Genomic DNA, 15,408 nt, shown 5'->3' on the forward strand with positions numbered 1-15,408 from the left:
GAAAATCAACCCCCTCTAACCTTCTTAACCCTGCAATTCGCTGTCATTACGAATCCCGATCATTCGGGAAAGAAATCTCAATTTTTTAACCGGACACCAATGCTTAAAAATATTCCGTAAGCGCAAAGTAAACAGAGTTTTCTCCTTTTTTACCCACGGCATAATCGAAACGAAAAGCCACAGGTTTTGATTTCATAAGTCTGAGGCGAATGCCTGCTCCTCCGGAAGGGATAAAGCCCGATGAAGAGAAGGTGTCATCGATGCTGTTGCCTACAAAACCGGCGGTTCCAAACACGGCAAATCCTAATCGATTGGTTACATACTTTCTCCATTCCATATCCAGAAAGTGGAGTTGTTTTCCCGCATATTTTCCTTCTTTATAACCTCTGACCCAATTATTGGCATTTTCCCACATGGAAACGGGCACTTCTCCCAGTCCTACTCTCATCCCGTAGCGAGTGGCCAGTACCGATTTCCATGTCCCGTCAAGCGAGGCATAATAGGTGGCACGCATAATGTTTTTTGCAAAAAAGTAATCCCTATTTTCAATGGGTTGCAGTTCGGGACCCAGTCTCTCTATTGTTGATCCAAAAGTATCGGATATAAAATTTGTTTGGTTGGTAATATAGAAGCCACTGGTAGGATAGACCACATTGTCACGGCTGTCGTATTCGAATGTAACGATGGGTTGCAACATCTTATATGTGAGGGTTGTGTTTTCCAGATTTTGATCGGTTATCTCTGAAAAATTCATACAGTAGTCTCCCATAAAAGACCATTCCAGTCCCAGGCCGCCATAGAATCGATGAGATAACTGCCGCTTTGCAAAGGCTTGTACATACCCCATCTTCATTTCTGTTCCGAACAAGTCATCGCTGGCTATACCCAAACTTCGCGAAGGCATACGGTTGACCTGCTTCATTAACGTGGCGTTTAAGGCAAACCTCCAGCCATTAAAATAGAATTCATTTTTCAACTGTCCCATGTAGGAGGGATTATTGAAAGATTTTGATATTAAGATATCTGAAATAAACTGCTGTTCTTTGTCCAGGGTAACAATGGCTTTTCCAAAAACAGCGATGGAATGTTCCAGAACGGGGCGGTAATCGTACATGGGAAGGGCAATGAAGTTAACTTTTTTTTGTTCTGTTTGTACGGTGTCTTTGGGCTGACTACCGGCAGTATTCATAAATACCATCCACAACAGGATGATGAGGGCTGACTTTCTTATGGTATAGATGGTTTGTAGATTTTTCATGACTTCATTGTTATTTGGTTTTTATTTATCAATAACTCATTCCTTCATCGAAATTAAACAGGGCATAATCGTCTCCTTCCATATAGCCCGGAACATCGGCCTGCTGATTTTGAGCTTTTTCTTCCGAAACTGGTGTGGAAAAGGGCATTTTTCCGGTGGGATTAAACGCTCCGGACACAACATCAAGTAACGCTTCGGAGGTGGTTCCAAAAGTTGCTAAAACACCTTTAATGTTTTCGCTGTCAGGCTGATAAACCTCGTCAATCACCCAGGGATTGGAGAAATTGATGCTAAGAATCGTAGGTTTGGTGTTGACCAATTGACGAATGTGTTCAACATCAACATTGTTTTGGCTTAAACTCAGGTAGAGAGGAGAGCCGTCTGAATCGAAAAGTGCTTTGGATTTAGGAACAATCCAGAGGAGTATGATATCGGCTTTTTCAGGGGTTTCAACGAATTCCAGGTTCCATTTATTTTGGTCTGGAAGGATAACCTGTCCGGGAGCATTGTCTTTGCTTTTCATGCAATTTTCAAAATAAACTTTTGTTCCCGGTTCAAGGGGCAGGGTTTTTTCATTTTGATGCATCTCATTTCGAAGCAAAACAATGGATTTACGCATGGCCAGGTCTGCTTTCTTTTGAAATTCTTTATTCCCGACAATGGTTTCGGCTTTTTCGGGCGAGACGTAAGGGTTTTCAAAAAGCCCCAGATCAAATTTTTCTTTCAGTAATCGCTCTACGGATTTATCCACCAGGGGCATGAGTTCCGGATAGGTTTCCAGTGTTTCTATTAAAACGGTGGGATCAGCGGACCCTGAAAAAATATTGACCCCGGCTTCAATGGATTTTTTGTATCTCTCCATCATTGAGAGGTCTTCCACACCCCATGGCATCATATCGATGGGTCCTGTATCGGAGTTGATAATTCCGTCAAATCCCATTTCTCCGCGAAGTAAGCCCTGTAAAACAGGCTTATTGAAGGCATAGGCAACTTCCGGATATTTGGTGTTTATCGGAATTGAATAGTAAGGCATAATGGAGGATGTGCCTGCTTCGATGGCGGCTTTAAAGGGGATGAGATTGTTTTGGAGCATACCTCCTTCAAATATTTCTCTTTTTCCCCATGCGAAATGCGGATCTTGTCCTCCTTCTGTGGCACCTCCACCTGGGAAATGCTTGGTAGTAAGAGCAACTGAAGTAGAATTGAGCGAATCCCCTTGGAAACCGAGTATAACTTCACGAATCATATTGGCTGTAAGTCGGGCATCTTCTCCAAAGGTGCCTTCAGTGCGCTGCCAGCGAGGCTCGGTGCATAGATCTGCCATATACATATATCCTTTTCTTAATCCTGCGGCCACCCATTCTTGTCGGGCAATATCAGCAAAATCACGGGTCAGCTCAAAATCACGCATGGCTGCCAGTCCCAGTTCTCCGGGCCAGATGGAAAAATCGGTTTTCCCAACACTTAGTCCGGCCGAGGCATCCATGGTAATATGATTTCGCGGGTTGGAAGCGATTATAGCAGGAATTCCCAATCCGTCAGATTCACACAGGGCCTGAAGGTTGTTGGCCCATTGGGCAATAGTTTTGGCAGAGGGATTGGCTCTTAATATAAAGTGTCGTTCATGAAATTCGGTGACTGCTTTGGTGGTTCCTGCTGCAAACATATTGGGGTAATCAAGTTTGACGCGTGTAAACATATTTTGATCCATTACCAGATCGGATTCATTGAAGCCACTGGATACAGGCTCACTGGAGGTTGTTTGTTCAAACGTATGGTCGTTTTCCATCCGGGTGGTACTGATCAGCATAAAACCTGCTTTTTGTTTCAGGCTCATTCTGGTTACAAGGTCTTTGCTTCGCTCTGTAGATGATAAGCGCCAGTCTTCGTAAGGATCCAGTTTTCCATTTCGGTTCAGGTCTTTGAACTGAAGATTATCTACATTCAGGATTTTTGCTGAACGATGTCCCAACTCAGGTTGAGTTTTGGAGGTAGTTTTGGATTGATTACAAGCCATCATTGTGAGGGATGTTAATAATACTACTCCTACGCATGTAAATTTTTGATTTGCATTTTTCATAACTTTCAGATTTTTCAATTCTTTTAACAAGATTATCCATAAAAGCTATTTCAATCGTCTCAAAAAGTTTTTTTTTTGTAATGGGACGTCCCATCCGATCGGCTGGGACTTTTTCAAATTGCAAAACCCGCCTGAAAACCAACATATCCTGTTGATTTCAGTTTTGTAACTTTCGTTTAAAAGAGGAGGGTGTTTCTCCAGAGAATTCTTTAAATATTCTGTTGAAAGAGGATTTTGAATTGAATCCGGCATCAAAAGCCAGTCCCAGAAGGGTGATGTGACTGAGTTTGGGATCAATTACCAGTTGCTTAAATTCTTCTACTCTGAATTCATTGATAAGCTGGAAAAAGTTTTTTCCGATGGATTCATTGATAACCAGAGAAATATTCTGACGGGTAATGTTGAGATCGCGAGCCATTTGTTCCAGACTGTAATCCGGATTTAAATAGGGTTTTTGCAGGGTGAGATATTCCATGATTCTATTGGAAATTTCGGTCATCTCTTCACTGCTTAAACCCGATCGTCCCGATTTAATTTTTTTTGAGTTTCTTCTTTCTTCCTGATTTACGGGGGTGCCAGTGTAGATGACCGGTTGCAGTAATCCAAATATCAGCAGGATAAACCCCAGCAGGGCCAGGTTGAATTGATTGAACCAGAATACTTTTTTTCCGGGAGAAATGGGAATGAAATCGAAAAGAGGAATAAAGATCAGAAGTATATAACTGATAGAAATGATGGTTATTACAATCAAAAACCAGTCGAGTGTTATTTCCCTGGAGGTAAATGAAAAGTAATTTTTTATTTCTTTCCGGTGTTTGATCAGCATGAAAAATATAGCAACCAGGTAGCCGGTGATGGAAACGCTGATGGAGATATAGACCAGGAGAATCCTGTACGGCATTTGGGCACCATAGTAAAAAGAGGGTGCAAACGATTCATTGTATATCAGGAACCTGGACAAGCTGAACAGAACAAACGGAATCAGGTGTAAACTATGAATCCACTTGAATCTGAACTCAATTTTAATAATGCTTTGAATGTAAAAGAAAAAAATGGGACCATTTAAAAAAAGAAATGGGAGATAACCAATTCCGATAATTTCGGTTAGGTTACCGGGAATAATGAAGCCAATAAAATTGAGAACATTGATGCAATACCAAAGAGCCAGCAACCGATTGGAGGGATGTCCGGGTTTGAAAAAAACAAAGACCAGGGCACTCAGCAAAAATTGTATTGTCACCAGCTGCAACATAAATCTCAATTTAGATTAGTAAAAATATCAAAAATAACAAAAGCCGGTTGCAAACCGGCTTTTTAATTCTAATCTCTAACCTCTGATTTCCAATCTCTAATTATAGCTCCAGATCTACATCGTGCAGCTCATGCCAGGGCAATCCGCGTTGGTTGAGCTCTTCCAGAAACGGATCTGGATTAAACTCCTCTACGTTGAAAACGCCGGGTTTCTTCCACAATCCTTTGAGGAACATCATAGCACCAATAGTGGCGGGTACGCCGGTGGTATAACTGACCGCCTGGGTACCTGTTTCCTTATAGGCATCCTCATGGTCACAATTGTTGTAGATGTAGTAAGTTTTTTCTTTTCCGTCTTTTAATCCTTTGATGCGGCAACCGATGGATGTCTGTCCTTTATAGTTTTCGCCCAAATCACCGGGATTGGGCAATACGGCTTTCAGAAACTCAATGGGAATGATGTCCATGCCCTTGAATTGTACTGGTTCGATACCTGCCATACCGATGTTTTGAATCACACGCAGATGAGTCAGATATTCCTGACCGAAAGTCATCCAGAAACGGGCTCTTTTCAGCGTGGGGAAATTCTTTACCAGCGATTCCAGTTCCTCATGATAGATAAGGTATGACTCTTTGGGCCCAATTTCGGGATAATTCAGCGGTTTATGAATTTCGTGTGGCTCGGTGAGTTTCCATGCTCCGTTTTCCCAGTATTTTCCTTTCTGCGTCACTTCCCTGATGTTGATCTCGGGGTTGAAGTTGGTGGCAAAAGGTTTACCATGATCTCCTGCATTACAATCCACAATGTCGAGATAATGCAGTTCATCGAAATGGTGTTTGGCAGCATAAGCCGTAAATATGGACGTAACCCCCGGGTCAAAACCACAGCCCAGAATAGCGGTGAGTCCGGCTTCTTTAAACTTCTCCTGATAAGCCCATTGCCATTTGTATTCAAATTTGGCTTCTTCTTTGGGTTCATAATTGGCGGTGTCCAGATAGGATACACCTGTTTCCAGACAGGCATCCATGATGGTCAGATCCTGGTATGGAAGTGCAACATTAACTACCAAATCGGGTTTGTAATTGTTAATCAGTTCTATCAGTTCCGGCACATTGTCGGCATCTACTTGTGCCGTTTGAATGCGGTTTCCACCAATTTTTTCTGCTATAGCATCGCATTTGCTTTTTGTGCGACTGGCCAGCATTATTTCTGAAAAAACTTCAGGAATGGAGGCCATCTTATGGGCCACCACAGTGCCGACACCTCCGGCGCCAATAATTAAAACTTTACCCATTTCAGATTTACATTTTGTAATTTTAAAATACCCTTTTATTGTGGCAGCAAAGAAATGAATTTTTTTAATCTCTTTGCCGCATAGGGTGATTAATATAGCAATTTTATATTTTTACTGCGAATTTAAACCGTTAAAATAATGAATAACTTAATGAAAGGACTCCTGCTTTTGCTGGTGACAATTGTGTTTTTGTCTTGTCAGTTAGATGAAAATAAGCGGGTTGTAGGTTTTTACAATCTGGAAAACTTATTTGATACCATTGATGCACCGGATGTAAGAGATGAAGAATTTACGCCTGGAAGTGAAAAACAATGGGATGCCAACCGGTATGAGCGAAAGCTTCAAAATATGGCGGCTGTAATTTCCGGAATAGGCGCTGCAGAGGGAGTGGATGCACCTGCAGTGATGGGACTATGTGAAATGGAGAATCGGGGAGTGCTGGAAGATTTGGTGGTAACTGACCGGTTGAAGGCATTCAATTACGAGATTATCCACAAGGATTCCCCGGATAATCGAGGTATTGATGTGGCATTGATTTTCCGTCCGGATTTTTTTAAGCCTGAATCCTACCGTGCTGTTCCTTTGTTTATCGAAGATGAAGAGGGAGAACGACTTTTTACCAGAGATCAACTGGTGGTGACCGGCACATTCGATGGTGACCGGTTGCATTTTATTGTAAATCACTGGCCTTCCCGTTATGGTGGAAAGGAGAGGAGTATTCCGTTGCGAAATGCTGCTGCAGAATTGACCCGTTCACTGGTTGATTCTATTAAAGGGTTGGATGCAGATGCGCGTGTCATCATCATGGGAGACTTAAACGACGACCCGGTGGATGTTAGTGTGAAGAAATATCTTCGTGCAGGGGTTACTTCTCAGGATGTTAAAAGCGACAGTTTGTTCAACGCCACCGCTCCCTTGTTTTTTCAGGGACGGGGAACGTTATGTTATCGCGATTTTTGGAATTTATTTGATCAGATTATTGTTACGCCAAATCTGATGGATGCTAATTCCGGGAAACACCATATTGTTAAAACAGAAATTTACGATAAGCAGTACCTTCGTCAACAAGAGGGGGATTATAGTGGCTATCCTTTTCGGACTTTTGTAGGTGACTGGTATCATGGCGGGTACAGCGACCATTTTTCCAGCTATGTTGTGTTGAAGCAAAAGTAGGAATCGGTCTAAAACTCAATTCCCTTTCTTGCTTTTACATCCTTTTGATAATAGTGTCTGACCTCGTGCATCTCGGTGACGAGGTCAGCTTTTTCTATGAGTTCCGGTGGGGCGTAGCGACCGGTAATGACTATTTCTGTATTTTCCGGTACGTCATTAAGCATGGTCAGCACCTCTTCAGTTTTTATCAGGTGATAGTAAAGGGCTATGTTTAATTCATCCAGCACAATCAGGTCATATTTTCCTGATGCAATCAGTTTCTTAACAGTTTGCAAGCCTTTCTGAGCAGCCTTGTAATCTTCAGGTTCCGGATCCCGTTTAATAAAACACCGGCGTCCAAACAACTGATGATCTATCTGTGGTATTTGTTCATGGATGAGCGTAACTTCACTATAGGCCATCCCTTTTACAAACTGGCCAAAAAATATTTTCTTGCCTGCTCCTGCAGCTCTTACCATAAGTCCCAGTGCGGCTGTGGTTTTTCCTTTTCCGTTGCCTGTATATATATGAATCATGATGGCAAAGATAGGGAAATTTTGCATGAGGCATGGGGCCAGGGGCTATGAGCTGCGAGCTAACAGCCAAGAGGTAACCCATCCCTCATAGCTCGTTCCTCATCCTTCTACTGTCTGAAACGGACCTCAATTTCGTCAACCTCCTCCATCAGTTGGGCAAACTTCTCTGTATCGGTTTCTCCCATTTTGTAATGATAGGGAAACAAAACGGTTGGCTTTACCATTAGGGCGGCTTCTTTACACATTTCGGGATTCATGGTGTAGGGCAGATTCATGGGCAGAAAAGCGATGTCTATATTTCCGAGGTTGTTCATTTCCGGGATATTTTCGGTATCTCCGGCCACATAAACCCGGGTGTCTCCGAATTCAATGACATAGCCGTTTCCCCTGCCTTCGGGGTGGTAGGGGGTGCCATCGTCACGCATGTGGACAATGTTGTAAGCCGGAACAGCGCTGATTTTCCATCCCATACTTTCAGTTTCATCCCCGTTTTTTAGCACCTTACCCTTTTTGAGAGCATCGAATCCGGCCTGGTTGATGAATATAGGGGTGTTGTCTTTCGATATCAGTTCAATGGTTCCTGCATCTAAGTGGTCTCCATGCTCATGTGTAATAAGAATAAGGTCGGCTTTAGGCATGGATGTGTAATCACCCATTTGACCAAAAGGATCCACATGAATGATCTTGTTGTTGATCTCGAACCAGAGAGAGGCGTGACCGACGTGATGAATGGTAAGTGTCCCTCCGGAGGTTTCAAAACTATCCTTTTTAGTTTCCTGTGCATTGGAGGCAACGGTGCCTGTGAAAAACAAGGCAAGTATCACACTAAGCAGTTGTAAGGTATTCTTTTTCATAGTATTCATGTTTTTAATGTTCTCGTTATTATAACTGCTTTTTGGCGTAAATGTTTTGGGTTTGGGGGAGAATGAGCACAGGGCATGGTGCATGGTGCATGGTGCAACGGAGCCTGAGGGGCTCCCAGGTTTATAGCTGTTCGCCAAATTGTAGAAAACCGACGCTGAAAGTGTCGTATGTTTTAAGTGATAGTAAGATGTGATTGTCTGAATGAACGAAACGAGCATGGCAGCGATTGCCACAAGAGAACATGTATAAATTCCTGCATGCGAGTTCCATCCGACCTTAATTAATAAATTTTATACGGATGAAATAATATTTGGTACTCATACTTGTGATGAGTCACAGGAATAAGCCAAAAAAAAGGACACCAATACTGATGTCCTTTTAAAATTATATTGTTTCAGCTTTTTACTGCAAGCTTGCAATTTTATCTCCCTGGTATTTTCCGGCAGCCAGTTTCCCTTTGATTTCAGCGAAGGCTTTAACCGTAAATTCCACATCCTCGAGTGTATGTGCGGCAGTAGGAATCAGACGCAGCATAATTTGTCCTTTAGGAATGACGGGGTAAACAACGATGGAGCAGAAAAGATTGTAATTTTCACGCAGGTCCATGGTAAGATTGGTTGCTTCTGGTATCGTTCCGTTCAGGAACACAGGAGTAACCGGTGATTCAGTGACCCCAAGGTTGAAACCTTCTTCACGCAATCCTTTTTGGAGAGCTTTCACCACTTTCCACAGTTGTTCTTTCAGTTCAGGACTGTTTTTCAACAATTCCAGACGCTTCAAAGCCCCGATAACCATTGGCATGGGCAATGACTTGGCGAAAATCTGGGAGCGCATATTATAGCGCAGATATTGAATGACATCCTCCCGGCTGGCAACAAATGCACCAATTCCGGCCATTGATTTGGCAAATGTTCCGAAAATTACATCTACCTTATCTGTAACGCCGTAATGTTCGGCGACTCCGGCTCCGGTTGTTCCCATGGTTCCAAATCCGTGGGCATCGTCAACCAAAAGGCGGAAGTCATATTTTTCTTTCAGCGCAGTGATTTTATGCAAGTGACCCAAATCTCCTGCCATTCCGAAAACACCTTCTGTGATTACAAGGATACCACCTCCTGATTCCCGGGCACGGTTGGTAGCCATTTTTAGCATTTTGTCGCATCGCTCAATGTCGTTGTGCGGGAATACAAAGCTTTTTCCTCCTTTGGCCTTATGGAGAAAAATACCATCCATAATGCAGGCGTGCGACTCGGAGTCATAAACGATGACGTCTTTGCGGGTTGCCAGGGTATCAATAATAGAAACCATCCCCTGATAACCGAAGTTGAGCAGGTAAGCATCGTCTTTACCAACGAAGTCTGCAAGTGCACTTTCCAGCTCTTCGTGTTTGCTGGTATGGCCTGACATCATACGGGCTCCCATTGGATAACCAAGTCCCCATTCTTTAGCCGCATCAGCATCTGCTTTGCGAACTTCGGGATGATTGGCCAGGCCAAGATAGTTGTTCAGACTCCAGGTAAGAACTTCTTTTCCACGAAAAATCATGTGCGGATTTATCTCACCTTCCAGCTTTGGGAACGCGAAATAACCGTGGGCGTCTTTGCCATACTGGCCAAGTGGCCCCATGTTTTGACTTATTTTATCAAAAATATCCACTTTACTATAGCTTTTTAGATTTTACGGGCAAAGGTAATGTTTTTTGTTTATTTTTATTGTTCCTGCTAAAGGAAGTGTATTCTTGTGTTGATTATTTCTCTGTGGCCTGGTTTTTGATATCAATGAGCAGTCATTATAGAAAAAGAAAAAACACTTCAAGAACTGTTTTTTTAAAGTAAAACCGTATCTTTGCACGGAATTTTGTCAATACTTGTTTTGGTTATTGAACCTGATTCAGCAAATGCACAAAAAGCGCATATTTACAATGAAGAAATTGCTTTTATTATTGGCCGTTGTATTATTGGCCTCCTGTAGCGAATATCAGAAAATATTAAAAAGTACCGATTACGACCTTAAATATGAAAAGGCGTTGGAGTATTATGAGGAGGGCGATTATATGCGCGCTTCCACTCTGCTTCAGGAGCTGATTTCTGTTTTTATGGGAACTGCCCGGGCAGAAGAGGCTCATTATAAATATGCCAATTCGCTTTACAAAATGCGTGATTACATCAGTTCTGTTCATTTTTTCAGAGAATTTGTAAAAAAGTATCCAAATAGTGAATATGCTGAAGAGTCACAATTTATGGTGGGAGCCAATTATTATCAGATGTCTCCCAAGCCACGGCTGGATCAGACAGATACTCAGAACGCCATTGAATCGCTGGAATTGTTCCTGAGCTTGTATCCGCAGAGTGAAATGGCGGACGAAGCTGTTGTTATGATCGAAGAGATGGAGGAGAAACTGGTTTATAAATCTTATTTAAGTGCTAAACTTTATTATCACCTTGGCACTTATATGGGAAACAATTACCAGTCGGCCGTAATTACCGCCCGCAACAGTCTGGATGAATTTCCCGATACCGAGCATCGTGAGGAACTGTCTTTTCTGATTCTGGATTCACTGTTTATTCAGGCAACAAACAGTGTAAAGGAAAAGGAAGAAGATCGTTTGCGTCGTACGCTGGATGAGTATTATGCTTTCATAAATGAATTCCCCGAAAGTTCATACATGAAAGAGGCCAATAAGATTTTTGAAGATGTAACATCGATGTTAGAACCATATAACAATTAAATTTTCATTGCAATGGATTATAAAAAGTCAAATGCACCATTGAGTACTATTACCTGGGATACTCAGGAGATGTCGGCTCAAACCGGAAACATCTATGAGACGGTGATGATTATAGGTAAAAGGGCCAACCAGATTGGTGTTGAGATGAAAGAAGAGCTCAATAAAAAATTGCAGGAATTTGCTTCTTATACCGACAACCTGGAAGAGGTGTTTGAAAACAGAGAGCAAATTGAAATCTCCAAATTTTATGAGCGTCTTCCAAAGCCTTCTCTGCTTGCTGCTCAGGAGTATGAGGAAGGAAAGATTTATTATCGTAATCCCGCCAACGATAAGGCTGAAGACGAAGAATAGAGGATATCTCACAGAGGCTTCCCTGCTTTATGCGGGGAAGCTTTTGTTGTTTTCAGGATTGTTGAATCTGTTCTGCTTTTAAAAGAACATTAAATTCCCCGGATGCTGAAAGGAAAGAAGGTTATTTTAGGTGTTACCGGCAGTATTGCTGCCTATAAATCTGTTTTGTTACTTCGCCTTTTGGTGAAAGCTGGTGCCGAAGTTCAGGTGATTATCACTCCTGCCGGCAAGGAATTTATTACTCCGGTCACATTATCAGCCCTTTCGGGCAAAGCAGTACTCTCCGATTTTTTTGCCAATAGCGATGGCACCTGGCACAGCCATGTGGATTTGGGCTTATGGGCCGATATCATGGTCGTTGCTCCTGCAAGTGCCAATACCATGGGTAAAATGGTTAATGCCATTTGCGACAATTTGTTAATCACTACCTATCTTTCAGCCAAATGTCCTGTTCTTGTGGCTCCTGCAATGGATTTGGATATGTATGCCCATCCGGCCAATCAAAGGAATATTGAACAGTTGCGCACTTTTGGGGCTCACATTGTGGAGCCCGGCACCGGAGAATTGGCCAGTGGTCTTGAAGGAAAAGGACGAATGGAAGACCCGGAGGTAATTGTTCAGCGAATGGAGGAAATTCTGGGCAGTCAAAAAAAAAAGACTTTGACCGGTAAGAAGGTGCTTGTTACCGCAGGTCCTACTTACGAAAATATTGATCCTGTCCGTTTTATCGGAAATTTTTCATCCGGGAAGATGGGGTTTGCTATTGCTGAAGCCCTTGCCAACCGGGGGGCGGTGGTGCATCTGGTAGCAGGGCCGGTAGGTCTTTCGGTTTCCAATCAATTGATAGAACGAACCGATGTGGTTTCGGCAAAGGAAATGGACCAGGCCTGCCGGGAAATATTTCCGCAGTGTGATGCTGCTGTTTTTTCTGCGGCAGTGGCCGATTATTCGCCGGCCAATCTTTCTGCAGAGAAAATTAAACGAACCGGTGACGATTTGAATCTTCAACTTACACCCAATCCAGATATTGCTTCGAATATGGGGGCTCTGAAGAAAGCTCACCAGGTGACTGTTGGTTTTGCACTGGAAACTTCCAATGAAGAGGTCAATGCATTGAAGAAAATCGGGAAAAAGAATTTTGATTTCATAGTGCTTAATTCACCGAATAACGCCGGAGAGGGCTTTATGACCGACACCAACCGAATCACAATAATTCACAAAGACCATAAAAAAGAAAATTTTCCGTTAAAGAGTAAGAAAGAGGTTGCTGAAGATATTGCTTCAGCCCTGGAAAAAATTCTTTTGAAATGAGAAAACTGATTTTTGTATTTTTCTTTTTGCTGATGCCTCTGATGAAGGTTTCCGGACAGGAGCTGCGCTGCAATGTTCAGGTAGTTGCCCCGTCCGTTCAGGGAACCAATCGCAATGTTTTTCAGACATTGCGTGAAACCATCTATGAGTTCATGAACAATCAGCAATGGACCGGTCATGTGTATGAGAATTCTGAACGTATTGAGTGTACTTTCCATTTCACCATCGATGAGGTGATTGGAGTGGATCAGTTCAGAGGATCCTTGCAAATACAGGCTCGCCGGCCGGTTTACAATTCTGCATATTCCACTACCACATTAAATCTTAAGGATGATAATGTGGATTTCAGGTATGGTGAATATGAGCAACTTGTTTACAATAAAAACAATCTTGAATCCAATCTGGTGGCTCTTCTTGCCTATTATGCCAATATTGTTCTGGGGTACGATTATGATACTTTCAGTCCTGAAGGAGGAACTCCCTGGTTTGAGGAGGCTGAGCGTATTGTCGGGATGATGCAAAATGCCCGTGAAAGTGGATGGAAACAATTTGAAAGCCGGCAGAATCGCTACTGGCTGGTTGATAATCTGCTTGAAGAGGACCACAGGCCACTGAGGGAGTTTTATTATGAATATCATCGATCCGGTTTGGATCAAATGTCCGAAGATCCGGAGGAGGGAAGGGCTAATATTGCCGAATCGATGGATTTGTTGAAGAAAGTTTACCGAACCGATCCCAGTTCGTTTGCTTTGCAGGTGTTATTTGATGCCAAGCATCAGGAATTTGTAAATATTTTTTCGGAATCTTTCTCTATGGAGAAGGCGGAGGTGGTTAATACCCTCTCAGAAATCAATCCTACCAATTCGGATGCTTATCAGAAATTACTTAAAGATAATTGATGTAATATGCTGAAATCTTTATCCATAAAGAATTATGCGCTGATTGATAAGGCCGTTATCGAATTTGGTTCCGGTTTTACTGTTATTACAGGTGAAACGGGTGCCGGAAAGTCTATCATGCTTGGTGCGCTCGGCCTTGTGTTGGGGCAGCGGAGTGATGTTTCTGTAATTGGAGATAAAGAGAGTAAGTGTGTTATAGAGAGTGTTTTTGATGTATCGAAATACGGATTGCGGGTACTTTTTGAGGAAGAAGATGTGGATTATGAGGAGGAAACCGTTCTGAGGCGGGAAATTCTTCCTTCCGGAAAATCTCGTGCTTTTGTCAATGATACTCCGGTGAATTTGAATTTTCTGAAGTCTTTGTCCGACAAACTGATTGATGTCCATTCGCAACATCAGAACCTGCTATTGGGCGATAATCACTTTCAGTTAAATGTGGTGGATACTGTCGCTTCGAATAACCAAATAGTTGAAGGTTACCGCGAAGCATACCATAAATACAGGAAATTACTTTCGGATAAGAAAAAACTGGAAGAGCTCAACGCCCGTCAGCGTAATGATCAGGATTATTGGGAATTTCAGTTTAGGCAATTGGAGGAGGCCAACCTTCAGGCCGGAGAGCAGGCTGAGCTGGAGCGTGAGTTGGAAACGCTTGCACATGTGGAAGAGATAAAATCGGCATTGTCGCAGGCTGCGTTGGCACTTTATGAAAGTGAACAACCCATGGTTCAGGAGTTGTTTCATCTGAAAGAGACATTACAGCGTATTTCATCTTACCTGCCGCAGGGGGATGAATTGTCTGACCGAATGAATTCTGTTTACATTGAACTTAAGGATATTGCTGAGGAAATAACAGAACGTGGTACTGAGGTTGAGTTTGATCCGGGGCGTCAGCAGTTAATTCAGGAACGTTTGGATATGATCTATTCGCTTCAGCAAAAGCATCATGTTGATTCAGTGGAGGCACTTTTGGAAATAAGAGAGGATCTCTCTTCCAAACTTGAGCAGCTTGCTTCCTTTGATGAAGAGTTGGTACGTGTTGACAAAGAAATTGCTTCAGCCCTGAACATACTGCAGGATCTGTCAAAATCTTTGACAAAAAGCCGCGAAAAGGTATTCAAACAAATTGAGAATTTTATTCAGGGACAATTGCGTGAACTGGGGATGCCTAATGCCAGATTTTCTGTGTCCAACAAAAAAAATGCAGATTTTGGTCCTGAAGGTCAGGATGAGATCGCTTTTCTTTTTTCTGCCAACAAGAGTGCACAGTTGACCGATATTCCCAAAGTTGCTTCAGGAGGGGAAATTTCCCGGGTAATGCTATGTATCAAATCTCTTTTGTCCGATGCAAAGGGACTGCCAACCATCATCTTTGATGAGATAGATACCGGTGTCTCCGGTGAGATAGCTGACCGGATGGGACGCATTATGCAATTGATGGGGAAAAATATTCAGGTTATCAGCATCACACACCTTCCACAGATTGCCGGAAAAGGCAATCGTCACTTCAAAGTTTTTAAAACAGAAACTGATCATCAAACCATTTCCTCTGTTAAGTTGTTAAGTAATGATGAAAGAGTGAATGAAATTGCAGGCATGCTTAGTGGTTCCAGCGTTACGGATGCAGCTCTTGAAAATGCCCGCTTTTTGATGGAAAACTGATGTAAATAAGAAAAACACCCG

The 15,408-nt window shown here is 42.6% G+C and carries 13 protein-coding genes; 6 read left to right on the forward strand and 7 right to left on the reverse strand.

What is annotated here, in order from left to right; translation table 11 throughout:
• Positions 1 to 103 precede the first annotated feature (103 nt).
• The 4 genes from BY457_RS05345 to BY457_RS05360 all read right to left on the reverse strand — a co-directional run bounded on the left by BY457_RS05345 (position 104) and on the right by BY457_RS05360 (position 5,884).
• Positions 104 to 1,258 (reverse strand): hypothetical protein, encoded by a 1,155-nt coding sequence (locus BY457_RS05345; RefSeq protein WP_106152292.1) that lies wholly within the window; start codon positions 1,256 to 1,258, stop codon positions 104 to 106.
• Positions 1,259 to 1,286: 28 nt separating this feature from the next.
• Positions 1,287 to 3,338 (reverse strand): glycoside hydrolase family 3 protein, encoded by a 2,052-nt coding sequence (locus BY457_RS05350; RefSeq protein ID WP_106152293.1) that lies wholly within the window; start codon positions 3,336 to 3,338, stop codon positions 1,287 to 1,289.
• A 157-nt stretch (positions 3,339 to 3,495) separates the two neighbouring features.
• Positions 3,496 to 4,590 carry a helix-turn-helix domain-containing protein gene (locus tag BY457_RS05355; RefSeq protein WP_106152294.1) on the reverse strand — a complete coding sequence of 365 codons (1,095 nt, stop codon included), beginning with the start codon at positions 4,588 to 4,590 and terminating at the stop codon, positions 3,496 to 3,498.
• Positions 4,591 to 4,690: 100 nt separating this feature from the next.
• Positions 4,691 to 5,884: a saccharopine dehydrogenase family protein gene (locus BY457_RS05360; protein ID WP_106152295.1), complete on the reverse strand. Its 1,194-nt coding sequence runs from the start codon at positions 5,882 to 5,884 to the stop codon at positions 4,691 to 4,693.
• 138 nt (positions 5,885 to 6,022) lie between these two features.
• On the opposite strand from BY457_RS05360, the gene BY457_RS05365 reads away from it, so the two are divergent.
• Positions 6,023 to 7,057: an endonuclease/exonuclease/phosphatase family protein gene (locus tag BY457_RS05365; protein ID WP_106152296.1), complete on the forward strand. Its 1,035-nt coding sequence runs from the start codon at positions 6,023 to 6,025 to the stop codon at positions 7,055 to 7,057.
• A gap of 8 nt (positions 7,058 to 7,065) precedes the next feature.
• Here BY457_RS05365 and cobO read toward each other — a convergent pair whose 3' ends face one another.
• The 3 genes from cobO to BY457_RS05380 all read right to left on the reverse strand — a co-directional run bounded on the left by cobO (position 7,066) and on the right by BY457_RS05380 (position 10,062).
• Entirely contained in the window at positions 7,066 to 7,572 is a 507-nt protein-coding gene (gene cobO, locus BY457_RS05370) for a cob(I)yrinic acid a,c-diamide adenosyltransferase (protein ID WP_106152297.1), read from the reverse strand.
• A gap of 107 nt (positions 7,573 to 7,679) precedes the next feature.
• Complete coding sequence (locus tag BY457_RS05375; RefSeq protein WP_106152298.1) at positions 7,680 to 8,426, reverse strand: MBL fold metallo-hydrolase; 747 nt, start codon at positions 8,424 to 8,426, stop codon at positions 7,680 to 7,682.
• 412 nt (positions 8,427 to 8,838) lie between these two features.
• Entirely contained in the window at positions 8,839 to 10,062 is a 1,224-nt protein-coding gene (locus tag BY457_RS05380; RefSeq protein WP_258176626.1) for an aminotransferase class I/II-fold pyridoxal phosphate-dependent enzyme, read from the reverse strand.
• Between the two features lie 295 nt (positions 10,063 to 10,357).
• Between BY457_RS05380 and BY457_RS05385 the strand changes: the two genes are divergently transcribed.
• The 5 genes from BY457_RS05385 to recN all read left to right on the forward strand — a co-directional run bounded on the left by BY457_RS05385 (position 10,358) and on the right by recN (position 15,387).
• Positions 10,358 to 11,164 (forward strand): outer membrane protein assembly factor BamD, encoded by an 807-nt coding sequence (locus tag BY457_RS05385; RefSeq protein ID WP_106152300.1) that lies wholly within the window; start codon positions 10,358 to 10,360, stop codon positions 11,162 to 11,164.
• A gap of 12 nt (positions 11,165 to 11,176) precedes the next feature.
• Positions 11,177 to 11,515, forward strand: a complete 339-nt coding sequence (locus tag BY457_RS05390) for a DNA-directed RNA polymerase subunit omega (RefSeq protein WP_106152301.1) — start codon at positions 11,177 to 11,179, stop codon at positions 11,513 to 11,515.
• A gap of 102 nt (positions 11,516 to 11,617) precedes the next feature.
• A complete protein-coding gene (gene coaBC / locus BY457_RS05395; RefSeq protein ID WP_106152302.1) occupies positions 11,618 to 12,826 on the forward strand; it encodes a bifunctional phosphopantothenoylcysteine decarboxylase/phosphopantothenate--cysteine ligase CoaBC in 1,209 nt (402 codons plus the stop codon).
• On the forward strand, positions 12,823 to 13,725 hold the full coding sequence (gene porD, locus BY457_RS05400; protein ID WP_106152303.1) for a type IX secretion system protein PorD: 903 nt from the start codon (positions 12,823 to 12,825) through the stop codon (positions 13,723 to 13,725). The genes coaBC and porD overlap by 4 nt, the downstream gene beginning before the upstream one ends.
• Positions 13,726 to 13,731: 6 nt before the next feature.
• The gene (gene recN, locus BY457_RS05405; protein ID WP_106152304.1) at positions 13,732 to 15,387 is read left to right on the forward strand and encodes a DNA repair protein RecN; all 1,656 of its coding nucleotides are present in this window, start codon (positions 13,732 to 13,734) and stop codon (positions 15,385 to 15,387) included.
• Positions 15,388 to 15,408 lie beyond the last annotated feature (21 nt).

The organism is Marinilabilia salmonicolor, from assembly GCF_003003035.1.
Lineage (GTDB): Bacteria > Bacteroidota > Bacteroidia > Bacteroidales > Marinilabiliaceae > Marinilabilia > Marinilabilia salmonicolor_A.

What these genes read in the sequence shown, in the direction of transcription:
- BY457_RS05375 (WP_106152298.1), bottom strand. Translation starts at nt 8,426, where the DNA reads ATGAAAAAGAATACCTTACAACTGCTTAGTGTGATACTTGCCTTGTTT.
- BY457_RS05345 (WP_106152292.1), bottom strand. Translation starts at nt 1,258, where the DNA reads ATGAAAAATCTACAAACCATCTATACCATAAGAAAGTCAGCCCTCATC.
- BY457_RS05355 (WP_106152294.1), bottom strand. Translation starts at nt 4,590, where the DNA reads ATGTTGCAGCTGGTGACAATACAATTTTTGCTGAGTGCCCTGGTCTTT.
- porD (WP_106152303.1), top strand. Translation starts at nt 12,823, where the DNA reads ATGAGAAAACTGATTTTTGTATTTTTCTTTTTGCTGATGCCTCTGATG.
- coaBC (WP_106152302.1), top strand. Translation starts at nt 11,618, where the DNA reads ATGCTGAAAGGAAAGAAGGTTATTTTAGGTGTTACCGGCAGTATTGCT.
- BY457_RS05385 (WP_106152300.1), top strand. Translation starts at nt 10,358, where the DNA reads ATGAAGAAATTGCTTTTATTATTGGCCGTTGTATTATTGGCCTCCTGT.
- BY457_RS05390 (WP_106152301.1), top strand. Translation starts at nt 11,177, where the DNA reads ATGGATTATAAAAAGTCAAATGCACCATTGAGTACTATTACCTGGGAT.
- recN (WP_106152304.1), top strand. Translation starts at nt 13,732, where the DNA reads ATGCTGAAATCTTTATCCATAAAGAATTATGCGCTGATTGATAAGGCC.
- BY457_RS05380 (WP_258176626.1), bottom strand. Translation starts at nt 10,062, where the DNA reads ATGGGGCCACTTGGCCAGTATGGCAAAGACGCCCACGGTTATTTCGCG.
- cobO (WP_106152297.1), bottom strand. Translation starts at nt 7,572, where the DNA reads ATGATTCATATATATACAGGCAACGGAAAAGGAAAAACCACAGCCGCA.
- BY457_RS05350 (WP_106152293.1), bottom strand. Translation starts at nt 3,338, where the DNA reads ATGAAAAATGCAAATCAAAAATTTACATGCGTAGGAGTAGTATTATTA.
- BY457_RS05360 (WP_106152295.1), bottom strand. Translation starts at nt 5,884, where the DNA reads ATGGGTAAAGTTTTAATTATTGGCGCCGGAGGTGTCGGCACTGTGGTG.
- BY457_RS05365 (WP_106152296.1), top strand. Translation starts at nt 6,023, where the DNA reads ATGAATAACTTAATGAAAGGACTCCTGCTTTTGCTGGTGACAATTGTG.